Consider the following 24,046-nt stretch of genomic DNA (forward strand, 5'->3'; position numbering starts at 1 on the left):
TCGGACGCGGGGCTCAGCGCGTGCCCGCGAGGGTCGACAGCAGGCCGAGGTGGTCGCTGCCGGGCATCCGGACCGTGCGGAGCGACGTCGCGGTGAGCTGGTCGTCCACCAGGACGTGGTCGATCGGCAGCAGTGGGGGGAACGCCCGGTTCGACGGGTAGGTCGGGACCCAGCCGGCGCCGACGAGGTCGGCCGCGCTGCGCATGCCGTCCGCCCGCAGCCGCTGCAGGGGTGCGTGGTCGTCGATGGCGTTCAGGTCCCCGGCCACGACGAGCGGCTGGGACCGGTTGGCCAGCACCGTCTGCTCGAGGACGGCGTGGTCGCGGGCGAAGGCCCCGCCGCCGCAGTACGGGTTGCACGGGTGGGTGCCCACCAGCCGCACGGGGGTCCGGTCGGGCACCTCCAGCGTCATCACCCACTGGGTCGACAGCGAACCCGCCAGCACCTGCGCGTCCTCCAGGGGGAAGCGGGAGAAGACGGTGGTGTCGCTCGGCGAGCCCGAGAGGTCGCCGACCGCGTACGGGAAGCGCTCGCCCCACGCGGGGGTCTGGAGGCGGCGCAGGAACGCCCGCGTCGTCTCGCTGAGGACGACCACGTCCGCCTCCGCGGCGACCTCGGCGAGCCGGTCGGTGTCGGCCTGGCCGAGGTAGACGTTCTGCGCGTAGACGGTGAAGGTGGGTCCGACGACCGGGCGGTGGTCCGGCACGAAGAACGGCGCCAGCCAGCTGACGTGCAGCGCGGTCAGCGCGGCCACGACCACCGTCACCGCCCCGAGCGCCGCCCGGCGTCGCGCGCGGGCGAGCCCGACGAGCAGCAGCACGAGGGCGAGGACGTAGGTGAGGAGCCCGTACGGCACGAACGAGGCGAGCATCGCCCCGATGTCGTCGGTGGGGGCGAGGACCCGGAGCAGCGTCGCCGCGACGGACGGCACCAGCAGGACGGCGGCGACCACGACGGCCACGGGCGGGCGGCGTCGGTGGTCGGGGGTGCTGTCCCAGGCCGGACGGGCGGACGTCGTCGGAGGGGCCGGGACGTTCACGCGGCCCGGCGGGGCCTGCTGCGGACCTGCTTGACCATGCGGAGCTCCTCGGGGTGCGGCGGGTAGCGGCTCGGTCGCCGCTGCCCGGTGTCGGTCCAGCCGTGACGGCGGTAGAAGGCCCGCGTGCCCGCGTCGCCCTCCAGGACCCACAGGCCGCCCTCGGGCTCGCCGCCGTCATGGATCTGACGAACGGCGAACTCCAGGAGTGCCGAGCCGTAGCCGAGCCGGGTGCGGTGGGGCACGACCGCGAGGTGCAGCACCTCCGCGCCGGCGAAGGCGACGAGCCCGAGTGCCTCGTCGTCGTCGGCGTGCACGAGCACGAAGACCCGGGCGGCCGGGTCGTGCAGGAGCTGGCGCCACAGCGTCGTGACCTCCCGGACCGGGTAGGGGAACTCCTCGGGCAGGAAGAGGTGCTCCAGGCGCTCCTCGCTCGCGGCCCGCTCGATGCGGGTCAGCAGGCGTGCCTCGTCCGGCCGCGCACGCCGGATGCGCAGCCCCGTCTCGCGGTCCTCGAGCGGGGGGTCCCGCAGCTCGAGGGCGTCGATGAGGTCGTGGGCGACGGCGTCGGCCCGGGTGAAGCGTCCCTGGGCGATCGCGGCGTTGGACTTCTGGACGCACCAGGCCTCGGCGACCTCGTCGTCGGTGCCGATGACCAGCCCGTTCTCGCCGGGGGCCACGAGCGTGATCTCGCTCCACGGGAACGACCGCGAGGAGAACGGGTTGCGCACGTGCACCCCGTCGTCGTCGGCGACGAGGCGCGGGTGGAGGCCGAAGCGCCACGCGTAGAGCAGCGCGAGGACCGCCAGCAGCGCGAGCGCGCCCGGGATCCAGGGCGTGCCCTGACGGCGGTAGACGAGGTAGGCCAGCCCGGCGACGGCGCCGGCGGCCAGGACGGTGAAGACCACGACCGCCGCGAGCGTCCCGGGCGCCGCGCGCCAGACGCGCCTCGACCCATCCGTCACCGGTCCGACTCTCCCTTGCCACCTGATGTTCGACGGGACTCTACGTCGTGGACGGGCGCCGGGGTGCCGCTCGTCCACACCTCGTGCCCGGGACGGGAAGCGCCGTCCACAGGCCACGGCCGGACCGGCACGTCCTCCCCGGTCTCCGTACAACTCCGGTGTGGCCCGACGACACGCACCGCCCGACCCCGAGCTCGCCGCCCTGGCGCGCGAACGCCTCGCGCGGGTCCTGGGCGACGGCGCGGCCGGCCTGGGCGTCCGGCCGCGGCGGGCCGCGCGGCCGGTGGAGGAGCCCGACCTGCTCGACCTGACCGACGTCGACCGCGGCGGGTCGGGCCCGGCAGCCGCGGACGAGGTCGGGGTGGAGGTCGGGGTCGAGGACCTGGAGCCCCCGCGCCGGTTCACGCGCTGGCACCTGGGAGTCGTGGTCGCGGTGCTGCTCGTCGGCCTGGTCTGGGGCGGCTGGTCGTGGGTGCGCACCCGGCCGGAGGCGGTGGCCGCCCCGACGGCGGTCCAGACCGCGAACGTTCCCGAGGCGTCGGCTGCGCCCGCGGGGACGACGCCGGGCGCGGCCACGCCGAGCGCCGAGCCCTCGCCCGCCGGGCCGGTCGTGCACGTCCTCGGCGCCGTACGCCGACCGGGCCTGGTGCGGCTGCCGGCCGGGGCGCGCGTGGCGGACGCGATCAAGGCGGCCGGTGGGCTGCGCGACGACGCCGACCCGGACGAGCTCAACCTGGCGCAGCCGCTGACCGACGGCGTGCAGGTCGTCGTCGGCACCCGCAAGCACCCCGCAGGCGAGGTCCGGTCGTCGTCGAGCGGCGGCGGCTCGAGCTCGGGCAGTTCGAGTGGCTCCGACGGGTCGGCGTCCGGGGCCGGGGGTGCGGTGGTCGACCTCAACGCGGCGACCGTCGACCAGCTGGACAGCCTGCCCGGGGTCGGGCCGGTCACGGCGCAGAAGATCCTCGACTGGCGCCAGCAGCACGGCCGCTTCAGCCGGGCCGACGAGCTGCAGGAGGTCGACGGCATCGGGCCCAAGACGTACGCCCGCCTCGCCCCGCACGTCCGCGTGTGACGGGGGCGCGGGTCCGGGCGCCGCGCGACCTGCGGATGGTTCCGGTGACGCTCGCGGCGTGGGCGGGCGCGTGGCTCGGGACGGCAGGCTCCGGGCCGGTGTGGGGTGCGGTCGTGCTCGTCGCGGTCGGGGTGGCGATGTTCGCGTGGCGGCGACGTTCCGCGGTGCTCACGGCGGTCGCCTGCGTGCTCCTGGCCGTCGGGGCCTCGGGGGCCGTCCGGGCGGAGGCGCTGGCGACCGGTCCGGTCGCGACCCTTGCCCGGGAGCGGGCCGTGGCCGACCTCGTGGTCGAGGTCCGCGGCGACGCCCGGGTCCATCCGGCGGAGGGCGTACGTCCTCCTTACGCGAGCCTCGACGCGGTCGCTGTGCAGGTCGAGGGACGCGGCCAGGCCTGGCGCACCCGCACCCCGGTGCTCCTCGTCGTGACCGGGGGAGCCGTCCCCGCCTGGAGCCACTGGCCCGTCGGCTCACGGCTCCGCGTCGGCGGTCGGCTGGAGAGCGCGGAGGCGGGTGACGCGTTCGCTGCCGTGGTGCGGGTGCGGTCGGGGGGCGTCCTGGTCCGCCCGCCACCGGCGTCGCTGCGGCTCGTGGAACGGGTCCGGGCAGGCCTGCGCGCCTCCGTCGCGCACCGGCGGCCCGAGCCGCGGGCCCTCGTGCCGGCGCTGGTGCTGGGCGACACCTCGGCCCTGACCCCGGCGGTGGTCGACGACTTCCGGACGACGGGCCTCTCCCACCTCACCGCGGTGTCCGGCGCGAACCTGACGCTGCTGCTCGCCTTCTGCCTCGTCCTTGCCCGCTGGATCGGCGTACGGGGGTGGGCGCTCCGCGTCGTCGGTCTCGGCACGGTCGTCGTGTTCGTCGCGCTGTGCCGGACCGAGCCGAGCGTGCTCCGAGCCGCCGCGATGGGGCTGGTCGCCCTGGCCGCGCTCGGGTCCGGGGGTCGGCAGGCGGGGATGCGGCACCTCGCGGTGGCCGCCACCGCGCTGCTGCTGCTGGACCCGTACCTTGCGCGGTCCGTCGGGTTCGTGCTGTCCGTGCTGGCCAGCGGAGGGATCGTGTGGTGGGCGCGCTCGTGGACCCGGCTGCTGCGCCGTTGGCTGCCCCGGGTCGTGGCCGAGTCCGTCGCCGTTCCGCTTGCCGCCCACCTGGCCACGCTGCCGGTCGTGGCGGCGATCTCCGGACGGGTCAGCGTCTCCGGGCTGCTGACCAACGCCGTTGCTGGGCCATTCGTGGGGCCGGCCACGGTCCTCGGCTTCGCCGCGGCGGCGGCCTCGCTGCTCAGCGCCCACCTGGCGGCCGTCCTCGGCTTCGGTGCGGCGTGGTCGGCGCAGCCGATCCTCTGGGTCGCGCACGCGGGCGCGGCGCTGCCTGGCTCCTCGCGGGACTGGCCGGCCACGCCGTTCGCCGTGGCGTGGCTGGGGGCGGCGTCCCTGGCGACCGCGTTCCTCGTGCCGGCCGTCCTGACCCGTCGCTGGCTGTGCCTCGTCGTCGCCCTCGTGATGGTCCTCGCGCTGGTCGGCTCGCCCCGCCGACCGGGCTGGCCACCGTCCGACTGGGTGCTGGTCGCCTGCGACGTCGGCCAGGGCGACGGGCTGGTGCTCCGGGCGGGCCGTCACGACGCGGTCGTGGTGGACACCGGCCCGGACCCGGCCCCGATGCGCCGCTGCCTGGCCGAGCTCGGCGTACGCCGGGTGGTTCTGCTGGTGCTCACCCACTTCCACGACGACCACGTGGGCGGGCTGGACGGCGTCATCGGCGTACGTCCGGTCGGTCAGGTCTGGGTGTGCCCGCTGGCGTCACCCGCCGGCGGCGTGGCCGAGGTCCGGGCCGCGGCCGCTGCGCACGGCGTCCCCGTGCTCACGCCGGCCGTGGGTGCCTCGGGCACGGTCGGCGGGATCGCCTGGCAGGTCCTCGGCCCACGGACGGGACCGGCCGCCGAGGTGGCGGCCGAGGACGAGTCTGGCCGTCAGAACGACGCCAGCCTGGTCGTGATGATGACCGTCGACGGTATGCGGGTGCTGCTGAGCGGCGACGTGGAGCCGCCGGGGCAGGAGGCGATCGTCGCGGCCGGCGCCGACCTGCGGGCCGACGTCCTGAAGGTGCCGCACCACGGGTCGGCGCGGCAGGACCAGACGTTCCTGGCCGCGACGCACGCGCGGCTGGCGATCGCGAGCGCCGGGGTCGACAACGACTACGGCCACCCGGCGCCGAGCACGGTCGCCCGGCTCCGCGCCCTAGGCATGCAGGTCCTCGCGACGAACGAGCACGGCGGTGTGGCCGTCGAGGAGCGCGGCGGCCGGCTGACCGTCGCGACCGAGCGCTGAGGAGGTCAGCGAGGAGCGGTCAGCCCCGTGACCGGGTCGAACCGCAGACGTCGACCGCCGCACGTCAGCACGACGGCGTCACCCGGATCCCCCGGAACCGTCGCCGTCGAGGCCGGGTCGCGCTGCCCGCCCGCGAACCGGGCGCGCACCTCGCGCTTGTCCCCGCACACGAAGCGCCACAGCGCGGGTCCGCCGTGAACCGAGACCGCGACCAGCTGGTCCGCCGTGCGGTCGAGGCGGTTCGAGCCGGCGAGGACGACGACGTCGCCGTACCGGGCGCCGACGAGCGGGCGCGGTTCACCGGCGGGGCCGACCCGCCGGGTGAGCAACGGACCGTCCGACTCCGCGTCGGAAGAGGCGCCGACGGCGGGCCCCCGCAGGGCGACGGGGGAGACCGTGACGTCGGCGTCCGTCGTGCCCAGCTGGCGGTAGCCGACGTACGTCGTCACGGTCGAGCAGCCCGACCCGCTGACGGCGACGGTCTGGGTCGGGGTGTCGGCCGGCTGCTCGGGCGTCGGCGGGTAGACCCACGTGGCGCAGGTGAAGTGCAGGTCGGCGACGGGGTCGCCGTAGCGGAGCTCGGTCACCCGCTGGCCGGCCACGGTCTGCGCCGTCCACCAGAGCTCGAGCAGGGCGACGAAGCCGACCGCGAGCGCCGCGTACCACCACCAGGAACGTCGCCCGCCCGAGCGCGGCCAGCACTGGTAGCCCAGCCAGGTGACGAGGACCAGGAGGGCGCCGAAGAGGTAGAGCCGCACCGAGGCGCCCGTGAGCAGCGCCGAGAACCGGAGGGCGACGGAGTTGCCGGCCAGGAGGGCGGCCTCGGCGCGCAGGTCGAAGGCCAGCAGCCAGCGGCCCAGCGCGAGCGGGCCCGGCAGGAGCACGATCCAGGCGGCGACGAGGAGGGCGCCCGTCCGCGTCGTCACCGGCGGCCGGGGCGCGAGGCCGGCCAGGACAGCGTGGCCGACGGCCCACCACGTCGTGCCGAGCCAGACCAGCACGACGATGACGGACAGCGCGCCAGTGCTGAGGCCGGCCACGGCCTGCTCCACGAGGACGAGGAGGGCCATCAGCGTCCCGACGGCGGCCGGCGCCGCCAGCCAGGCCCGTCCGATCCGCTGGCCCCGGCGCACCAGCACCGTGAGGCCGGCGCTGCAGAGCAGCAGCAGGCCCACGTTGACCGGGTGGCGGAAGAGCGACAGCGCGCCCAGCTGGGCCAGCCACCAGGTCCGCGCCGGCAGGGCGGAGGTCTCGGGCAGCCCGCCCGCGACCAGGAACAGCCACTGCACGGCCAGGAGCACGGCGAGGGGGAGGGTGGCGGCGGTCCGTACGGTCCGACGCTGCACGGCGAGCTCGCGGCCGGGCCAGGGCGAGCCGAGCTCGGGCTCGGTCTCGTGCCGGCTGACGTAGCCGTGGACGAGGGTCATCGCGACACGGTGGCCGGCGGCGCCGGCACGACCCAGCCGCGGCCCTCGGTCGGCCAGTCGACGTCGACGACCTCCAGGCCCGACCGCTCGACCAGGCCGCCCAGGAACGTCTCCGGCAGCGCCCCGTCGAGCAGGACGCCGAGGCTGGAGTCGACCAGCTCGTGCAGCGTGCGCCGGCGTACGGCTTCGGTGGTCCGCGCCGAGACCTCGCGGGCCAGGCGGTCCAGGATCGCGTCGCCCAGCCCCTCGAGCCCGTCCGACCCGGCGCTCCCGGACTCGTCGGCGAGCTCGCGCAGGCCCGACGCCGAGTCCCCGAGCGCCACCGTCAGCCGCAGCTCGACCTGCTGCACGACGCGGTCGTCGTGGGTGTCGAAGGGCCCGACGCGCAGCCAGACCTCGACGGGCTCGTGCGTCACGACCACGTACGTCGGTGCGCCCAGCCCGAGCAGGGCGGGCAGGACCAGGCTGCCGGCGGGCAGGACCTCGAGCTCGCCCTCGGGTCGGCGGACCAGCGCGGTGGTCCGGTCGGCCACGTAGGCGACGCTCTCGACCGGGTGGGGCCGGCTGACGAGGCGGGTGGGCCGGTGCTCGGGCGCGCGCGTCCCGGCCGGTCGGCGCCGGACCGCGCGGAGCAGCAGGGCCTCGACCAGCGGCGCGACCACGACGACCCCCTCGCCGGGACGGGCCCCGACCTCGGGGTCAGTCTGGCACCGGCACCGGTGGTCGCCGCCGAGCCCGCGCCGAGCCGGGAGACGTGTCGGCGGGGCCTGGCATGCTGACGCCGTGGCTGCAGCGACCCGGGGACGGAGCACTCCGTCCCCCTTCGGGCGGACGACGCTGGTGAGCGGTCCGGAGGGGCTGCTCGCCGACCGGGCCGTCGCCGGGCTCCTCGCCCAGGCGCGCAAGGAGTCGGCGGAGGTCGAGGTCAGCCGCACCGAGGCGGTGCTGCTCGACGGCGGCCGGCTCACCGAGCTGAGCGGCTCGTCGCTCTTCGCCACGCGCAAGGCGGTCGTCGTCACCGACCTCGCCAACCTGTCGCCCGAGGTCGCTCCCGACCTGCTCGAGGTGGTGGCGGCGCGGCTGCCGGACGTCGCGCTGGTGCTCGTGCACGGCGGTGGACAGAAGGGCAAGGGCGTCCTCGACAAGCTCAAGGCGCTCGACGTCACGGTCGTCGACTGCCCGCCGGTCAAGACGTGGGAGCTGCCGCAGTTCGTCGCGGCCGAGGTCCGCCAGGCCGGCGGGACGGTCGAGGCGGGCGCGGCCCAGGCGCTCGTGGACGCGGTCGGCAACGACCTCCGCGCCCTCGCCGCCGGCGCCGCGCAGCTGGTCTCCGACACCGAGGGCCACGTGGAGACCGAGGACGTCCGGCGCTACTTCGGCGGCCGGGCCGACGTGACGAGCTTCGCGGTCGCCGACGCCGTGCTCTCCGGGCGTACGGGTGCGGCGATGGAGCAGCTGCGCTGGGCGCTCACGACCGGGGTCGCGCCGGTGCTGGTGACGAGCGCGCTGGCCTCCGGCGTCCGGGGCCTCGGCAAGCTCGTCGGCGCGGACCCGGGGCAGCGCGACGTCGACCTCGCCCGCGAGGTGGGGGTCCCGCCGTGGAAGCTCAAGTCGATGCGGTCCCAGGCGCGTGGCTGGGACGCGCGCGGCCTCGCCACCGCGCTGCGGGCCGTCGCCACCGCGGACGCGGACGTCAAGGGCGCGGCCGAGGACGCGGCGTATTCCCTGGAGCGTGCCGTCCTGGCCGTCGCAGCGGCGCGCCGCACCTAGTCGTCGTCGGGCGCAGTTCCGACAGCACGGGGTCCCGACAGCACGACGTCCCGGTCACCGCGAGGTGACCGGGACGTCGAGGACGTGCTGGGGGTGGTGCTCAGCCGAGGCTGGCGGCCTTGCTGGCGATGGCCGACTTGCGGTTCGCCGCCTGGTTGGCGTGGATGACGCCCCGCGAGGCGGCCTTGTCGAGCGCACGGTTGGCGGCGCGAGCGGCGATCGTCGCCTTCTCGGCGTCACCGGACTCGGCGGCGTCGCGGAACTTGCGCACCTGGGTGCGCAGCGCCGACTTGACGGCCTTGTTGCGCTGACGAGCCTTCTCGTTCGTCTTGATGCGCTTGATCTGAGACTTGATGTTGGCCACGGGGTAATTGATCCTTGCGAGGCTGGCGTGAGTGAGACGAGATGACGCGCCCGTTCCCAGGCACGATCGCTCAGACTACCAGCGCCCGGCACGGCCGCCCAACTCGAACGGTCGGGAGTCTTCGGGACGCGTGGAATAGTTGTCCGTTGTGATCCCTGCCCCGTCTCCCGGCCGCACCGATCCTGCGCTCATCCGGAACTTCTGCATCATCGCCCACATCGACCACGGCAAGTCGACGCTGGCGGACCGGATGCTCGGCCTGACCGGTGTGGTCGACGCGCGCTCCGCCCGCGCGCAGTACCTCGACCGCATGGACATCGAGCGCGAGCGCGGCATCACCATCAAGTCCCAGGCGGTCAGGCTGCCGTGGCGCCTCTCGGGGAGCTCGGCCGACGACCCGACGTACATCCTGAACATGATCGACACCCCGGGCCACGTCGACTTCACGTACGAGGTGTCCCGCTCGCTCGCCGCGTGCGAGGGGGCCGTGCTGCTCGTCGACGCCGCGCAGGGCATCGAGGCGCAGACGCTGGCGAACCTCTACCTCGCCCTCGAGGCGGACCTGCACATCATCCCGGTGCTCAACAAGATCGACCTGCCCAGCGCGCAGCCGGACAAGTACGCCGCCGAGCTGGCCGGGATCATCGGCTGCGACCCCTCCGACGTGCTGCGGGTGTCGGCCAAGACCGGGATGGGCGTCGAGGACCTGCTCGACGCGATCGTCGCCCAGGTCCCGCACCCGGTCGGCGACCCGACGGCCCCGGCCCGGGCATTGATCTTCGACTCCGTGTACGACACCTACCGCGGCGTGGTCACCTACGTCCGCGTGGTCGACGGCGAGCTCAAGCACCGCGAGCAGGTGCAGATGATGTCGACCCGCTCCACGCACGAGGCGCTGGAGGTCGGGGTCATCTCGCCCGACCCGGCCAAGTCGCCGTCGTTGGGGGTCGGCGAGGTCGGCTACCTGATCACCGGGGTCAAGGACGTCCGGCAGTCCCGCGTCGGCGACACGGTCACGACGCTGGCGCGGCCGGCGACCCAGGACCTCGGCGGCTACAAGACCCCGAACCCGATGGTCTACGCCGGGCTCTACCCGATCGACGGCGCCGACTACCCCGAGCTCCGCGAGGCCCTCGACAAGCTGCAGCTCAACGACGCCGCGCTGGTCTACGAGCCGGAGACCTCGGGCGCCCTCGGCTTCGGCTTCCGGATCGGCTTCCTGGGCCTGCTGCACATGGAGATCGTCCGCGAGCGGCTGGAGCGCGAGTTCAACCTCGACCTCATCTCCACCGCGCCCAGCGTGGTCTACCGCGTGGTCATGGAGGACGGCTCCGAGGTCACGGTGACCAACCCGTCGGAGTACCCGACGGGCGGCAAGATCGCCGAGGTCTACGAGCCCGTGGTCAAGGCGGCGGTCCTCACCCCGGTCGACTACATCGGCACGATCCTGGAGCTGTGCCAGGCCCGCCGCGGCGTCCAGCACGGCATGGAGTACCTCTCCGCCGACCGGGTCGAGATCCGCTACACCCTGCCGCTCGCCGAGATCATCTTCGACTTCTTCGACGCCCTCAAGTCGCGCACCAAGGGCTACGCGAGCCTGGACTACGAGCCGAGCGGCGAGCAGGAGTCCGACCTGGTCAAGGTCGACGTGCTGCTGCAGGGCGAGCCGGTCGACGCCTTCTCCGCCATCGTGCACAAGGACAAGGCGTACGCGTACGGGCTGATGATGGCGGGCAAGCTCAAGGAGCTCATCCCGCGCCAGCAGTTCGAGGTGCCGATCCAGGCCGCGATCGGCGCCCGGGTCATCGCCCGGGAGACGATCAGCGCGATCCGCAAGGACGTCCTGGCGAAGTGCTACGGCGGTGACATCACCCGCAAGCGCAAGCTGCTGGAGAAGCAGAAGGAGGGCAAGAAGCGGATGAAGATGGTCGGCCGCGTCGAGGTCCCCCAGGAGGCGTTCGTCGCCGCGCTCTCCACCACGGAGCCGGCCAAGAAGTGACGTCGGCGGCGGACAGCGCCGAGGTCGCGGCCCGCCGTGCGCGGGTGGAGGCGCTGCTGGCCCGTCCGTCCAGCTCGGGGACGCTGCGCTTCCTCGTGTCGGTCGGCGCGGGCCTCGTCGTCTGCGTCGTGCTGTCGCTGGCCACCGCGCTGCGCTACGGGATCATCGGCGGGCTGATGACCATCGCCGCCGCGTACGTCGTCTGGACCTACTTCTCGGTGCGCCGGTTTCACGGCCAGGGCACGTACGCGCACGCCGGCCGGGAGGACCCGAGCTGGCTCGTCCGCCAGGTCGGCATCACGATGGTCATCGTCGGCAACCTCGGCGCCGTCGTCGCGGTCCTGGTGCTGGACCAGGGCGAGGGGCGCGACCTCGACGCCGGGCTCGCGGTCGGCAGCGTGCTGCTGTCGTGGTTCCTGCTGCACACGCTCTACGCCCCGCACTACGCCCGGATCTTCTACGGTCCGCCCGAGCCGGACGTCCCACCCCTGGTGCTCACCGAGCCGGGCACCGACCGGACCGTCACCGTGGCCGGCGGCATCGACTTCAACGTCGACGGCTACTGGCCGATGTACGGCGACTTCACCTACTTCGCGTTCAACCTCGGCATGACGTTCCAGGTGTCCGACACCTCGGTGAAGAGCCCGACGATCCGGCGGTTGGTGCTGGGCCACTGCCTGCTGTCGTACTTCTTCGCCACCGCGATCACGGCGACGGTGATCAACCTGGTCGTCGGGCTCGTCTCCTAATCGATCCCGGAACGTTCCACGCCCTGCACGAGCTGGCGCTGCAGCACGAGGAAGACGATCAAGACCGGCAGGATCGCGACGGCCGAGCCCATGAAGACCTGGGCGGTGTCCACCCGTTGCGACGCCGTGTACGCGCTCAGCGCCACCTGGACGGTCCGGTAGGCCGGGTCCTGCCCGATGAGGAGCGGCCAGAGGAACGAGTTCCAGGCGTTGAGGAACGTGATGGTCCCGACCGCGGCGCAGATGCCCCACGCGTTGGGCAGCACGATGCGGGTGAAGGTGCGCCAGCGCCCCGCGCCGTCGATCGACGCCGCCTCCTCGAGCTCGACGGGGAAGCCGGAGAAGAACTGCCGGAACAGGAACGTCGCGAACGCCGAGAAGAGCACCGGCACGACCAGCCCGCGCAGGCTGGAGATCCAGCCGAGGCTGGACACCATGACGAACGTCGGCACGAAGGTCACCGTCGTCGGCACCATCAGCGTCAGCACGGTCATCCCGAGCACGAGTCGGCTGGCCCGCGAGGGGACGCGCGCGAGCCCGTAGCCCGCCATGGCCGAGATCACGACGGTGAGGACGGTCTGCAGGACCGAGACCACGGCGGAGTTGAGCAGGCTCCGGGCGAACTGCACGTTCTCGTCGGCGAAGAGGCGGCGCAGGTTCTCCAGCGACGGGTTCGCCGGCCACCAGACCCAGGACGCCGAGACCAGCTCGGCGGGCGAGGCGAGCGCGTTGCGCACCACGACGTAGAACGGCAGCAGGAAGACCAGCGCGAGCAGGGCGAGCAGCCCGTGCCGCGCCACCTCCGGTCCCCGCCGGACGCGTCCGCCGATCATCATGCGGCCTCCCGCCGCTCGCGGAGCAGCCGCAGCTGCCCGACCCCGAGGGCAGCGACGACGAGGGTCAGGATGACCGTGCCGGCGCTGCCGACCCCGAGGTCCTGCGTGCCCTGCCCGAGCGAGACGAGGTAGAGGTAGACCAGCGGCGGGCGCGCGTACGGCGGGTAGCTGCCGACCGAGATCAGGGTGTTGTAGAACTCGTCGAAGGCCTGGAACGCGCCGATGGTCAGCAGCAGGAGCACCGCGACCGACGTCGCCCGGAGCTGCGGCAGCGTGATCCAGCGGACGACCCGCCAGCCGGTGGCGCCGTCGAGCGCGGCGGCCTCGTACGTGTCGGTCGGGATGCGCTGCAGCCCGGCGAGGAACAGCACCATGTAGAAGCCGGCCTGCAGCCACAGCCGCAGCGACACGAGCACCACCCAGTAGAGGTAGTGCTCGCCGCTGAGCCAGGCCACCGGGTCCTGGCCCAGGGCCCGCAGCGCGGAGTTGATCAGGCCGAACCGGGCGCCGTTGAAGATCGAAAGCCGCCAGACGAGGGCGGCGACGACGTACGAGCAGGCCGTGGGCAGGAAGAAGGCGGACCGGAAGAACGCCTGCGCGAACCGGGCCCGGGCCACGAGCAGCGCGAGGCCGAGCGAGAGCGCGAACGTCGTCGGCACGATGAGGACGGCGAAGACGACGAACGTGCCCATGCTGACCAGGAACGCGCGGTTCGTCAGCAGGTAGGCGTAGTTGCCCAGCCCGACGAAGCGCGTCGGCGTCACCGTGTTGCGGGCGTCGAAGAACGACAGGTAGACGCTCCACGCGACCGGCACGTAGACGAAGACGAGCAGCCCGAGGACGAAGGGGCCGCAGAAGACCCAGAACCAGAGGCGGTCCGAGCGCGCCCGCGCGGGTGCCGCGATGCTCACGCGGGACTCACCCCCGGGCGCGGGCGATCTCGGTCTTGGCGGTGGCCGCGACCTGGCCGATCTCCGTGCGCGGGTCGGCGTTCTTGGTCAGGACCCGGGTCAGGGCGGCGGTGAGCGCGTTGGAGGTCGCCGGCGTCCACAGCTTGCTCGGGGCGTGGCCGAGCTCGTCGACGAACTTCGCCGCCTCGGCACCCGGGCCCGTGGCGATCTTGGTCGCCTGCGGCACGAGCGAGGGCTTGGCCGGGATGTGGACGCCGTAGGAGTTGGAGAAGTCGACCTGGTCGGCCTCCTGGTCGACCCAGAGCCAGCGCACGAAGGCCTTCGCCGCCTCCGGGTCCTTGCCCTTGGCGGCGACGATCGACCCGTACGAGCCGAAGGGCACGCTCGGCCGACCGGCGGCCCCGACTGCGGGGAAGGGCAGGACGCCGAAGTCGTCGCCGAGCTTGTCCTGCACGTCGGGCAACGTCCAGAGCCCGGTCCACTGCATGGCGGTCTCGCCGTTGGTCAGCGGCGCCGCGTCGAACCAGTCGGCCGAGGCGCTGCGGACGAGACCACCGGACGTGGCGAGGTCGCGGTAGGCGGCGAAGGCGGCGTACCCGTCCGCGTCGTCGAAGCCGATGCCGGTGGAGTCGGCGTTGAGCTGCTCCCTCCCGGCCGACCACACGAGCATCTGCGCCAGGGTCGAGACGCCGCCGTCGTTGCCGGCGAAGAAGCCGCCCATGTCCTTGGTCGCGACGGCCTTGGCCGCCGCCGTCAGCTCCGCCAGGGTCGTGGGCGGGGCGACGCCCGCCTTCTCCAGCACGGACTTGCGGTAGAAGAGCAGCTGCATGTCGACGGTCTGGGGGATCGCGTAGACCTTGCCCTCCCAGGTCATCGCGTCGAGCACGGGCTTGGAGAACTGGCTCGCCGCGTCGCCGAGGGTGTCGGTGAGGTCGACGACCTGGCCCGCCCGAATCATGTCCAGAGTCGGTCCGTTGCCGTACTCGAAGACGTCCGGCACGTCCGCCGTGAGCAGCGAGGCCGAGGCGAGCTTGTCGTAGTCGCCCGGGTTCCAGCGCACCGTCACGCTCGCCTGGTCGTACGCGGCCGCGTAGCGCTTCACCGCCGCCTCGACGCCGTCCTCGCCGTACTCGTGGTACCACTGCGACAGCGCCGGCTTCGGGCCGCCGGACGCCCCGGCGGATCCGCTCGAGGAGGCGCCGGCCGGGGGACGGCCGGTGTTGCCGCCGCAGCCGGCGAGGCCGACGGCGAGCGCGGAGGCGCCCACCCCGGACAGGAAGCGGCGACGGGGCAGCGACGAGGGAATACCCATGTCCGGGACTCTAGTTACTTGGGTTGCCGCCACCGCGGGCGACACCGACCCGAGGAGACTCCAGATGCGCGCCCTGACCTACACCGAGAACGGCGGCCCCGAGGTCCTGCACGTGGCGGCGGTGCCCGAGCCGCACGCCGGACCGGGCCGGATCCGGGTCAAGGTCGCGGCGGCCGGGGTCAACCCGATCGACTGGAAGATCATCGGCGGCTTCATGCCGGGCAGCGAGGCCCCCACGCAGGCGACCGTCCCCGGCTTCGACGCGGCCGGCGTGGTCGACGAGGTCGGCGACGGCGTGGCCGGTGTGGCCGTCGGCGACGACGTCTTCGGGCTCGGGACGGGGACGCAAGCCGAGCTCGCCGTGCTGACGGCCTGGGCGCCGAAGCCGGCCTCGCTCGACTGGAGCGTCGCCGCCGCGGCGCCGAGCGCGCTGGAGACGAGCGAGCGCGTCCTGCGGCTCGTCGGCGCGCAGCCCGGGCAGATCCTGTTCGTGGCTGGCGGCGCCGGTGGGGTGGGCGCGGTCCTCGTCCAGCTGGCCGTGGCCCGGGGCCTCACCGTCGTCGCCTCGGCCGGGGCCGACAACCAGGGCTACCTGACCGAGATCCGGGCGATCCCCGTGCTCTACGGGGACGGCCTGGTCGAGCGCGTCCGTGCCGCCGCTCCCGGCGGGGTCGACGTGGTCGTGGACGTGGCGGGCAAGACGCCGGCCGCCGATCTCTTCGCGCTCGCCCCGAGCCACGACAAGGTCATCTCGATCGCCAACTTCGACCTGGCCGCCGAGGGCGGGCTCGTGACCGGCGGCAACCCGGCCGAGCAGCACCCGGTCGAGGCCCTGGCGGAGGGGGTCGACCTGCTGCGGGAGAACAAGATCGTGATCAAGGTCCAGACGTTCCCGCTCGACCGGGCGGCGGAGGCGTACGCCACCAGCCTGTCCGGTCACGTGCGCGGCAAGCTCGTCCTGCTGCCCTGACGCGGCGCGACTAGCCTCTCCCGGTGCCTTCCGCGCTGCCCGAGGGCGACCCCGCCCCCGAGGACGGCCGGCTCCCCGACGAGGTCGTGGCCGAGGTCGGTCGGCGTCCGTTCGGGATCTACCTGCACGTGCCGTTCTGCACGACGCGCTGCGGCTACTGCGACTTCAACACGTACACGGCGACCGAGCTCGGGCCCGACCCGGGCGCGAGCCGGCTCGGCTACGTCGACCGCGCGATCACCGAGCTCGACCTCGCCGTCGCGTCGCTGGGCCCGGACACGCCCCCGGTGCAGACCGTCTTCGTCGGCGGGGGCACGCCGACGCTCCTGCCCCCGGCCGACCTGGCGCGCTTCCTCGCCGCCGTCGACGCGCGCTTCGGCCTGGCCGCCGACGCGGAGGTGACGACCGAGTCCAACCCGGACTCGATCGACGCGGCCGGGCTGGCCACGCTGCGCGAGGCCGGGTTCACCCGCGTCTCCTTCGGCATGCAGTCGGCGGTGCCCCACGTGCTGGCCACGCTGGACCGGGTGCACACGCCGGGCCGGGCGCAGCAGGCCGTCGCGGACGCGTGGGCCGCGGGCTTCGACCACGTCAGCCTCGACCTCATCTACGGCACGCCGGGGGAGTCGTCGACGGACTGGGCGACCAGCGTCGAGGCGGCGCTGGCCGCCGGGCCCGACCACGTCAGCGCGTACGCCCTGATCGTCGAGGAGGGCACCCGCCTGGCCGCCCGGGTCCGGCGCGGCGAGCTGCCGATGCCGGACGACGACGGGCTCGCCGACGCCTACGTCGCGGCGGACGACGCGTTCTCGGCCGCCCGGCTGGCCGCGTACGAGGTCAGCAACTGGGCCCGCGACGACGCCGCCCGCTGCCGCCACAACCTCGGCTACTGGCGCGGCGACGACTGGTGGGGGATCGGTCCCGGCGCCCACAGCCACGTCGCCGGCCTGCGCTGGTGGAACGTCAAGCACCCGGCCCCGTACGCCGCCCGCCTCGCCGCCGGTCGCTCGCCGGCGGCCGGTCGCGAGCGGCTGGACGCCGAGCAGCGCCGGGTCGAGCGCGTGCTGCTCGAGGTCCGGCTCGCCGAGGGCATGAGCGTGGACGTCCTCACGGCCACCGAGCGCCGCCGTCTTCCCGACCTCGCCCGGCGCGCGCTGATCACCGACGCGTCCGGCGACCGGATCGTGCTCACCCGCGCCGGCCGCCTGCTCGCCGACGGCGTGGTCCGCGACCTGCTCGACTGAGCCGCCCGAACAGGGTGGCCGTCAGCGGGGTCCGCCGAAACCGATCACGCCCTTCTCGGCCGCCTTCTTGACGGCGTCGGCCTCGGCCTGGGTCAGCGTGCCGGCCTTGACCGCGGCGGCGAGCCGGTCGTCCAGCGCCTTGGTCCGGTCCGCCTCGCGCGCGGCGCGGATCTCGTCGAGGGCGGTCTTGACCTTGGCCTCGTCGACGCCGAGCTTCGGCGCGAGCGCCTTCGCCAGCGCGGCGTCGTCGGCCGCCGGGTCCCGCGGGGTGGGCGCGGTGCCCGGGGTGGGCCTGGTCGTGGGCCGGTTCGCCTCCCGCACCTCCTGGACCGCCGTCGCGACCTTGGCCTGGTCGAGACCGAGCTTGGTGGCGAGCTCGGTCGCCAGCTGGCCTCCGTCCTTCTGGCCGTGGCCGCGGCCGCCGTGACCGCCGGGGCCGGGCTGAGCGGGGGCGGACGCGCCGGAGCTGGGGGCGGCAGGGGTGGGGGTGGGGGCGGCGCTGGCGAAGCCGGCGATCCCGGCGGCGGCGCCGACGGCGACGACACCCATGGAGGCACCGAGGACGGTGCGCTTGGCCTTCGTGGACAGGTTCTTCATGGGCCGAAGCATCCGGGCCGTATCTGAGCGACGGCTCGGACGGACCTGTCAGGACCCTGGGTGTCGCTGTGCCCGGCGGGCCGGCGGCCCGCGGCGCCTCGATGACGCCGCGGACCCGTCGGGCTCAGGCGCGGAAGTACGAGCCGCTCTCGAGGTCCTCCAGCAGGGTCGGACCCGTGGGGGTCCAGCCCAGCAGCTCCTGGGTGAGGGTGCTCGACGAGGACATGTCCATCGCGAAGAAGTTGCCGATGAAGCCGAAGTGCCCGACCGCGTCCTCCGGGGCGACCGAGGTCGCCGGGAGACCGAGCCCGCGACCGATGGCCTCGGCGATCGTGCGGGTGGGCACGCCGGGCTCACCGACGGCGTGCAGCAGGCTGCCGGCGGGAGCGAGCTCGAGCCCGAGCCGGATCATGCGGGCGGCGTCGGACACGTGCACCGCGGCCCAGCCGTTCATTCCGTCGCCGACGTAGCCGGAGACGCCGGTGGCCCGGGCCGCCGCGACGATCAGGGCGATGAAGCCGTGGTCGCCGGTCCCGTGGGTCGTCGGGGAGAACCGGAGGCTGATCGAGCGCACACCCTGCTCGACGAAGTCCATCGCCAGGTTCTCCGCGCCGCCGCGCATGGAGTCCGGGCCGCTGAACGGCGACCGGTCCTGCTCGGTGGACGGACGGCCGGCGGCCAGGCCGGCCACGCCGGAGGCGAGGAGGAACGGGCGGTCCGACCCGACGAGGACGTCGCCGAGGGTCTGCACCGCGGCCCGCTCGGCCCGGTTCGACTCGGCCGGGTTCGACCAGTCGTGCTTGTTCGCGAGGTGGATGGTCGCCTCGGCGCCGTCGGCGCCCCTGCGGAGGGCGTCGAGGTCGTCGAGGTCGCCGCGCAGCGCGGTCGCCCCCTTGGCCTCGAGCGCCGTCGCGGCGGCGTCGGAACGGACGAGGCCGGTGACCCGGTGGCCGGCGCCGAGCAGCTCGTCGACGGTGGCGGAACCGATCCAGCCGGACGCGCCGGTGACGAAGACGTGCATGGTGTTCTCCTTCGAGGTCGGTCCTTCGACCTGACCTGCTGATGTCAGTGACTGATGTCGGTCACTGCTGTCAGCGTACGCCCGATTTCAGTGGCTGTCATCAGTCGCTGACATCACTAGACTGGCGCCATGGTCCGATGGGAGCCCGGTGCGGAGGGGCGGCTGCAGGCGGCCGCGCTGAACCTCTACGCCGAGCGCGGCTTCGAGCAGACGACGACCGCGGACATCGCGCAGTCGGTGGGGCTGACGGAGCGCACGTTCTTCCGCTACTTCGCCGACAAGCGCGAGGTGCTGTTCGCCGGGCAGGAGCACTTCGAGCAGGTCTTCCTCGACGGCGTGGCCGCGGCCCCCGCGGGGGCGTCGGCGCTCGACGTGGTCGCGTCCGCCCTGGAGGCGGCGTCCGCGTACTTCCCGGACGAGCGTCGTCAGCACTCCCGGGTGCGCTACGCGGTCATCTCCGCCAACCCGGGCCTGCAGGAGCGCGAGCTGCTGAAGATGGCGACGCTCGCCGACGCCATGGCCCGTGCGCTGCAGGAGCGGGGCGTGGACGAGGCCCACGCGGTCCTCGCCGCGGAGACCGGGACCACCGTCTTCACCGTCTCCTACCGACGGTGGATGGCCGAGGGCGAGGAACGTTCCCTGGCCGCCGTGCAGGCGGACACGCTGGCCGATCTCCGGGCCCTCGTGCTCGCCGCGGGCTGACCGGACGTCTGCGCCTGGGGGGGTTACGGTCGTCCCCGTGCCCTCTGCCGAGCCTGTCCCCGACGGCCCTCGGCCGGACGTCTCGCTCGCCACGGGGAGCACCGACGACCTCGTCGCGCTGACCCCGGCCTCGTCCCGGCCGGACGAGGACGGCAAGGGCGGCGGCGAGAGCCTCTTCACCGTCATCCTGGCCTTCGCGGCGAACCTCGTCATCGCGGTCGCGAAGTCGATCGCGGCCTACCTCACCGGCTCCGCCTCGATGCTGGCCGAGGCGGCGCACTCCTGGGCCGACACCGGCAACGAGATCTTCCTGCTGATCGCGCAGAAGCGCTCGGATCGCACCCGCGACGAGCGGCACCCGCTGGGCTACGGGCGCGAGGCCTTCGTCTGGTCGATGTTCGCGGCCTTCGGGCTCTTCACCGCCGGCGCGGTGGTCTCGATCAGCCACGGCATCAGCGAGCTGCGCGACCCCGAGCCGGGTTCGGACTTCCTGGTGGCATACATCGTGCTCGGCATCTCGTTCCTGCTCGAGGGGACGAGCTTCGCCCAGGCCTTCCGTCAGTCGCGCAAGGACGCCAAGGCGTACGGGCGGACGACGTTCGGCTTCGTCCTCAACACCTCCAACACCACCTTGCGCGCCGTCTTCTTCGAGGACTCGGCGGCGCTGCTGGGCATCCTCATCGCGGGGACGGGCATCGTCCTGCACCAGGTCACCGGCTCGCCGGTCCCCGACGCGCTCGGCTCGATCGGTGTCGGCGTGCTGCTCGGCGTGGTGGCGGTGATCCTGATCAACCGCAACCGGCGGTTCCTCATCGGCGAGGCGATCCCGGCCGACGCCCGGGCGCTGGTCCTCGGCTTCCTGCTCGCCCAGCCCGAGGTCGATCGCGTGACCTACCTGCACCTGGAGTTCGTCGGTCCGGCGCGCTACTACTGCGTCGCCGCCATCGACGTCGTCGGCGAGGCGAGCGAGACGAAGGTCGCCTACCTCCTCCGCGAGGTCGAGCGCGAGCTGGAGCAGCAGGACGTGATCGAGGAGGCCGTCATCACCCTCAGCACGCCCGAGGAAGAGTCGATCCTCGCCTGAGCCGAGGGGCGTGAACGCTCAGGCAACGGCCGCCGTGACCAGGGCGAGGGCCTCGTCGAGGTCGTCGACGACGTGGACGGCGCCGGCCATGGGTGAGTCGTGGGCGAGGGCCTGCAGGAGCGGCCAGGCCGGCAGCGTGGTCGTCCAGTGCTCGCGGCCGAGGAGGACGAGCGGGGCGCCGGAGCTGCCGCGCAGACCATAGAAGCGGTCGTTGGCGGCCTGGAAGATCTCCTGGACCGTGCCGGCGGCGCCGGCGGCGAAGACGATCCCGCCGCGGCAGCGGTGCAGCAGGGTGTCCTCGCGCAGCGCGTTGGCGAAGTACTTGGCGATCGACGTGCCGAAGACGTTGGTGGGCTCGTGGCCGTAGAACCAGGTGGGGATGCTCAGGCTCGCCCCCACCCGGTCGCCCCGCCAGCGGTCGCGGACGGCGAAGGCGGCGGAGGCCCAGCCGTCGGCGTCGTCGCCGTAGTCGGACGAGGTGGCCAGCTGCTCGAGCGCCACGGGCAGCGCGTCGTCCCAGCCGCTGAGGTAGGCCCCCAGGTTCGCGGCCTCCATCGCGCCCGGCCCGCCGCCGGTGAGCACGGTGCGTCCCGCCCGGGTGAGCCCGGCACCCAGCCGGGCCGTCGCCGCGTACGCGGGGTCCTGGCGGCGCAGCGCGTGGCCGCCCATCACCCCGACGACCCGCGTGGGGTCCAGCCGGTCGGTGACGTCGTCGAGCGCGCCGTCGACGCTGTGGTCGTGGAGCGTCGCGGCGAGGTCGGCGGTCAGGGTGTTCCCGGCCGGCGAGCGGGTCCAGGCGTAGACGGCGGAGTCGGGGCTGCGGGCGTACGGCGGCCGCCGGCCGTCGTGGACGCCGTACAGCTCGTCGGGGGAGTAGAGGAGCGGGCGGTACGGGTCGAAGGGCACGTCCGGCAGGGCCGGGAAGAGCAGGGCGCCGCCGGACCGCAGCCGTTCCGCGACGTCGGGACCCGGGTCGGCGCCGCTCGCCGCCGCCCGTTCGGCGAAGCGGCACCCCAGGAACACGGCGCCCGTGACGTCGACACGGAGCAGGACGTCGGTGCGGTCCCGCAGGTCGAGCGAGGAGACGAAGCAGCCGTTCAGCGCGCCCGTGCGGGCGACCTGCGCGTCGAGGTCGGCCAGGCTGTCGATCTCCACGCTCCGAGCCGTCACCCGGCCATCCTGGTCAGGCGGGCGCCGCGAAGCGGACCGCCGCGCCGAAGCACACGAACGGCACGGGCCGACCGGTCGCGGCGATCGCGTCGGCGAGCGCGACGGCGGTGTCCGCGCCGCCCGCCAGCCGCCGGTGGTAGCCGACCATCACCTCCGCCGCGAGCTCGTCGCCGACCTCCGCCACCCCGGCGACCACGCAGCGTGCGCCGAGCTGCAGCAGCACGCTGGTCAGCCCGAGCGACTCCTCGCCGGGGCGCACCGTCGCCTGGCCCAGCTCGCAGGCCGACAGGACGACGTGCGCGGGGACCTGCGCGGCGTCGAGCTCGTACGCGAACAGCGGCCCGTCGGCGAGGTCGAGGGAGGAGAAGAGCGGGTTCTGCGCGACGTGGTGCCCGTGGGCGGCGAGGTGGGCGATCGTCGCCGTCGACCCCTGCTCCGCGAAGGCCTGGCCCGTGGCCGCCGGTCCGGTGAAGACCCGGGTGCCCGGCCAGGTCGCCGCCACCCGCGCGACCTCGTCGACGGCGGCCGGCACCCCGGGCCCGGCGAGGGCGACGACCCGGGCCGGCAGGACGTCGTCCGCCTGACCTCCGCCGGACCCGGCCCGCTGCCACCACGCCCCGGCGGTGGGCGCGACCTCGACCGGTCGACCGACGAGCGACGGCAGGCACGACCACGGAAGGGTGCTGAGGTCGGCGGTGGGCACGACGACGAGCGGCGCGTCGGACAGGCCGAGCGGCTCCAGCAGCAGGCGCTCCAGCGCGGCGAGCTTGTGCGTCGCGGACGCGGTCGCGCTGGTCCGCAGCCGTTCCGGGACGCGGGAGCGGGCGACGACGTCGAGGTCGGCGCGCACGGTCCGGGCCAGAGCACCCGCGCGGGCGGCCCCCGGGAGCCCGACCAGTCGCGGGCGCCCGGCCCCGAGGACGACGGCCACGAGGTCGCCGCGGTGGCGTCCGAGCACGACCAGCTGCCGGCCGCGCTGCGCGAGCCGCTCGCGCACCCGGGCCAGGGCGGCACCCGCGTGGGCCGGGCCGAGGCCGGCGCTGCGCCAGGCGAGACCCCGCAGCCGGTCCTCGACCTCGCTGATGCGCTCGCGGACGTCCTGCGCCTCCGCCCGGCGGCCCGGGTCGGCGCCGATCTCGTGCAGCGTCGCCGTCAGCCGGCGCAGCTCGACGAGCGAGGACGCGGACGCGTCGGCCGGCGGGGTGACCGGCACCAGCCGTCGGGACTGGGCCCGACCCCGCTCGAGCGCGGCGAACACGTCCGCCGGCCGACCCCGCTCGAGCGCGAGGTCGAGGTCGAGGGCGGCCAGGCGGCGGCCGTGCAGCGCGCTCGCCGTCTGCAGGTCGACGCTGCCGAACTGCGCCTGGTGCCGGACCAGCTCGTCGAGGCCGCGACGCACCTGGCGGGCGGCCAGCGCGGCGTCGCCGGCCGCCCGGGCCAGCTGCGCGGCGACCGTGCGCTGCTGCAGCCGCAGCTCGACGATGTCCGTCCGCCGCGGCGGGGCGATCGTCGCGAAGACCGCGGCCGCCTCCGACCGACGGCCGGCGGCCAGCAGCGCCTCGCAGCCGAGCAGGCGCGCCGACTTCGCGTACGTCGTGAGCTCGTCGGCCGCGAACTCGTCGGCCAGGCGCAGCGCGGGAGCGGCGAGCAGGCCGGGCGGCCGCCCGGCGGACAGGTCGCCCGCCAGCAGGACCAGCTCGGCCCGCCGCCGCCACGACACGTTCCCGCGGCGTCGGAACCGCGTCCGGGCGGAGCCGGCCAGACGGCGGGCCAGGTCGAAGCGCCCGGTCAGCAGCGCGACCTGGGCGCCCGACAGCTCCGTCTCGGCGAGCGACGCCCAGGCCCGGCCCTGCCGGAACTGCTCGGCGGCCTCGCGCAGCGTGGCGTCGGCGTCGTCGGTCAGGCCGGCCTCGATCAGCACCCGGGCCCGGTCGAGCAGCGCGACGGCCGGTGCGGCACCACCGCCCAGGTCGGCCGCGTCGCTCATCCGCTGCAGCGCCGCCGGCTGGTGGCCGGACAGGTGCTCCACCCAGCCGAGATTGTGGGTGGCCATCATGGCCAGCGTCAGCAGCTCGGGGTGACCCGCGGCGCGGTCCAGGCAGCGGGCGAAGTCGCGCCGCGCGGCGACGAGGTCGAGCCGTTCGAGGTTGACCACGCCCCGGTTCAGCAGCATCTTCACCGCGTCCAGGTCGGTCGCGCTGCGCAGCAGGGGCTCGGCCGCGGTGAAGTGCGTCAGCGCCTCGTCGAAGGCGCCGCTGCGCAGCGACTGCAGGCCGAGCGTCTGGTGGATGACGAAGGCCAGGTCGTCGGCCCGGACCGCGACCGCCAGGTCGGACGCGGCCGCGAGCGGGGCCCGGCTCCGGGCCGGGCCGCCGACCTCGTACTCCATGTTCGACAGCAGCACCAGGAGCCGCACGCGGACCCGCTGCACCTCGACGGTGCCCGGCGCGGGCCGGACGAGCTCCAGCGCACGGGCGGCGCGGCGCCGGCTGA

At 74.5% G+C, this 24,046-nt stretch carries 21 protein-coding genes; 9 read left to right on the top strand and 12 right to left on the bottom strand.

Features of this window, described 5'->3' with window-relative positions; all coding sequences use genetic code 11:
* Nucleotides 1-13: 13 nt before the first annotated feature.
* Nucleotides 14-1,039 carry an endonuclease/exonuclease/phosphatase family protein gene (locus FHX39_RS05025; protein ID WP_183337070.1) on the bottom strand — a complete coding sequence of 342 codons (1,026 nt, stop codon included), beginning with the start codon at nt 1,037-1,039 and terminating at the stop codon, nt 14-16.
* Nucleotides 1,036-2,001, bottom strand: coding sequence for a GNAT family N-acetyltransferase (locus FHX39_RS05030; protein ID WP_183337071.1), 966 nt, complete (start codon nt 1,999-2,001; stop codon nt 1,036-1,038). Before FHX39_RS05030 ends, FHX39_RS05025 begins: the two co-directional genes overlap by 4 nt.
* Nucleotides 2,002-2,161: 160 nt before the next feature.
* Here FHX39_RS05030 and FHX39_RS20970 point away from each other — a divergent pair, with 160 nt between their 5' ends.
* Both FHX39_RS20970 and FHX39_RS05040 read left to right on the top strand, forming a co-directional pair.
* Nucleotides 2,162-3,073 (top strand): helix-hairpin-helix domain-containing protein, encoded by a 912-nt coding sequence (locus FHX39_RS20970; protein ID WP_332836671.1) that lies wholly within the window; start codon nt 2,162-2,164, stop codon nt 3,071-3,073.
* Nucleotides 3,074-3,117: 44 nt separating this feature from the next.
* Nucleotides 3,118-5,397 carry a ComEC/Rec2 family competence protein gene (locus tag FHX39_RS05040; RefSeq protein WP_183337072.1) on the top strand — a complete coding sequence of 760 codons (2,280 nt, stop codon included), beginning with the start codon at nt 3,118-3,120 and terminating at the stop codon, nt 5,395-5,397.
* 5 nt (nt 5,398-5,402) lie between these two features.
* On the opposite strand, the gene FHX39_RS05045 is transcribed toward FHX39_RS05040, so the two are convergent.
* Nucleotides 5,403-6,824, bottom strand: a complete 1,422-nt coding sequence (locus FHX39_RS05045) for a hypothetical protein (RefSeq protein ID WP_183337073.1) — start codon at nt 6,822-6,824, stop codon at nt 5,403-5,405.
* Complete coding sequence (locus FHX39_RS05050) at nt 6,821-7,486, bottom strand: hypothetical protein (protein ID WP_183337074.1); 666 nt, start codon at nt 7,484-7,486, stop codon at nt 6,821-6,823. The genes FHX39_RS05045 and FHX39_RS05050 overlap by 4 nt, the downstream gene beginning before the upstream one ends.
* 121 nt (nt 7,487-7,607) lie before the next feature.
* Here FHX39_RS05050 and holA point away from each other — a divergent pair, with 121 nt between their 5' ends.
* Entirely contained in the window at nt 7,608-8,594 is a 987-nt protein-coding gene (gene holA, locus FHX39_RS05055) for a DNA polymerase III subunit delta (RefSeq protein ID WP_183337075.1), read from the top strand.
* A gap of 100 nt (nt 8,595-8,694) precedes the next feature.
* Here the strand turns inward: holA and rpsT are convergent, their stop codons facing one another.
* Entirely contained in the window at nt 8,695-8,958 is a 264-nt protein-coding gene (gene rpsT, locus FHX39_RS05060) for a 30S ribosomal protein S20 (protein WP_183337076.1), read from the bottom strand.
* A 151-nt stretch (nt 8,959-9,109) separates the two neighbouring features.
* Here rpsT and lepA point away from each other — a divergent pair, with 151 nt between their 5' ends.
* Both lepA and FHX39_RS05070 read left to right on the top strand, forming a co-directional pair.
* A complete protein-coding gene (gene lepA, locus FHX39_RS05065) occupies nt 9,110-10,957 on the top strand; it encodes a translation elongation factor 4 (protein ID WP_183340941.1) in 1,848 nt (615 codons plus the stop codon).
* Nucleotides 10,954-11,706: a DUF1345 domain-containing protein gene (locus FHX39_RS05070; RefSeq protein WP_183337077.1), complete on the top strand. Its 753-nt coding sequence runs from the start codon at nt 10,954-10,956 to the stop codon at nt 11,704-11,706. Before lepA ends, FHX39_RS05070 begins: the two co-directional genes overlap by 4 nt.
* On the opposite strand, the gene FHX39_RS05075 is transcribed toward FHX39_RS05070, so the two are convergent.
* From FHX39_RS05075 to FHX39_RS05085, 3 genes are read right to left on the bottom strand one after another with little or no spacing between them, the layout of a single operon-like run.
* On the bottom strand, nt 11,703-12,542 hold the full coding sequence (locus tag FHX39_RS05075) for a carbohydrate ABC transporter permease (protein WP_232530581.1): 840 nt from the start codon (nt 12,540-12,542) through the stop codon (nt 11,703-11,705). The two genes, FHX39_RS05070 and FHX39_RS05075, sit on opposite strands and share 4 nt — an antisense overlap.
* Nucleotides 12,539-13,453, bottom strand: coding sequence for a carbohydrate ABC transporter permease (locus FHX39_RS05080; RefSeq protein ID WP_183337078.1), 915 nt, complete (start codon nt 13,451-13,453; stop codon nt 12,539-12,541). Before FHX39_RS05080 ends, FHX39_RS05075 begins: the two co-directional genes overlap by 4 nt.
* 7 nt (nt 13,454-13,460) lie before the next feature.
* On the bottom strand, nt 13,461-14,765 hold the full coding sequence (locus FHX39_RS05085; protein ID WP_183337079.1) for an ABC transporter substrate-binding protein: 1,305 nt from the start codon (nt 14,763-14,765) through the stop codon (nt 13,461-13,463).
* A 64-nt stretch (nt 14,766-14,829) separates the two neighbouring features.
* Here FHX39_RS05085 and FHX39_RS05090 point away from each other — a divergent pair, with 64 nt between their 5' ends.
* Together FHX39_RS05090 and hemW are read left to right on the top strand one after the other, a co-directional pair.
* Nucleotides 14,830-15,735 carry an NADP-dependent oxidoreductase gene (locus FHX39_RS05090; protein ID WP_183337080.1) on the top strand — a complete coding sequence of 302 codons (906 nt, stop codon included), beginning with the start codon at nt 14,830-14,832 and terminating at the stop codon, nt 15,733-15,735.
* A 23-nt stretch (nt 15,736-15,758) separates the two neighbouring features.
* Entirely contained in the window at nt 15,759-16,979 is a 1,221-nt protein-coding gene (gene hemW, locus FHX39_RS05095) for a radical SAM family heme chaperone HemW (RefSeq protein WP_183337081.1), read from the top strand.
* A gap of 21 nt (nt 16,980-17,000) precedes the next feature.
* Here the strand turns inward: hemW and FHX39_RS05100 are convergent, their stop codons facing one another.
* Nucleotides 17,001-17,576, bottom strand: a complete 576-nt coding sequence (locus FHX39_RS05100; RefSeq protein ID WP_183337082.1) for a hypothetical protein — start codon at nt 17,574-17,576, stop codon at nt 17,001-17,003.
* A 124-nt stretch (nt 17,577-17,700) separates the two neighbouring features.
* Entirely contained in the window at nt 17,701-18,597 is an 897-nt protein-coding gene (locus FHX39_RS05105; protein ID WP_183337083.1) for an SDR family oxidoreductase, read from the bottom strand.
* A 129-nt stretch (nt 18,598-18,726) separates the two neighbouring features.
* On the opposite strand from FHX39_RS05105, the gene FHX39_RS05110 reads away from it, so the two are divergent.
* Entirely contained in the window at nt 18,727-19,299 is a 573-nt protein-coding gene (locus tag FHX39_RS05110) for a TetR family transcriptional regulator (protein ID WP_183337084.1), read from the top strand.
* Nucleotides 19,300-19,336: 37 nt separating this feature from the next.
* Nucleotides 19,337-20,383 (top strand): cation diffusion facilitator family transporter, encoded by a 1,047-nt coding sequence (locus FHX39_RS05115; protein ID WP_332836672.1) that lies wholly within the window; start codon nt 19,337-19,339, stop codon nt 20,381-20,383.
* Nucleotides 20,384-20,401: 18 nt separating this feature from the next.
* Here the strand turns inward: FHX39_RS05115 and FHX39_RS05120 are convergent, their stop codons facing one another.
* Nucleotides 20,402-21,553: an LOG family protein gene (locus FHX39_RS05120; protein ID WP_183337085.1), complete on the bottom strand. Its 1,152-nt coding sequence runs from the start codon at nt 21,551-21,553 to the stop codon at nt 20,402-20,404.
* A gap of 13 nt (nt 21,554-21,566) precedes the next feature.
* Nucleotides 21,567-23,969, bottom strand: a complete 2,403-nt coding sequence (locus tag FHX39_RS05125) for a CHAT domain-containing protein (RefSeq protein WP_183337086.1) — start codon at nt 23,967-23,969, stop codon at nt 21,567-21,569.
* Nucleotides 23,970-24,046 lie beyond the last annotated feature (77 nt).

Origin of the sequence: Microlunatus antarcticus, from assembly GCF_014193425.1 — a bacterium.
Classification (GTDB): Bacteria; Actinomycetota; Actinomycetes; order Propionibacteriales; family Propionibacteriaceae; genus Microlunatus; species Microlunatus antarcticus.

Excerpts from the sequence above, each read along its gene's own strand:
- FHX39_RS05090 (WP_183337080.1), top strand. The coding sequence starts at position 14,830 with ATGCGCGCCCTGACCTACACCGAGAACGGCGGCCCCGAGGTCCTGCAC.
- FHX39_RS05075 (WP_232530581.1), bottom strand. The coding sequence starts at position 12,542 with ATGATGATCGGCGGACGCGTCCGGCGGGGACCGGAGGTGGCGCGGCAC.
- FHX39_RS05105 (WP_183337083.1), bottom strand. The coding sequence starts at position 18,597 with ATGCACGTCTTCGTCACCGGCGCGTCCGGCTGGATCGGTTCCGCCACC.
- FHX39_RS05045 (WP_183337073.1), bottom strand. The coding sequence starts at position 6,824 with ATGACCCTCGTCCACGGCTACGTCAGCCGGCACGAGACCGAGCCCGAG.
- FHX39_RS05100 (WP_183337082.1), bottom strand. The coding sequence starts at position 17,576 with ATGAAGAACCTGTCCACGAAGGCCAAGCGCACCGTCCTCGGTGCCTCC.
- FHX39_RS05085 (WP_183337079.1), bottom strand. The coding sequence starts at position 14,765 with ATGGGTATTCCCTCGTCGCTGCCCCGTCGCCGCTTCCTGTCCGGGGTG.
- FHX39_RS05110 (WP_183337084.1), top strand. The coding sequence starts at position 18,727 with ATGGTCCGATGGGAGCCCGGTGCGGAGGGGCGGCTGCAGGCGGCCGCG.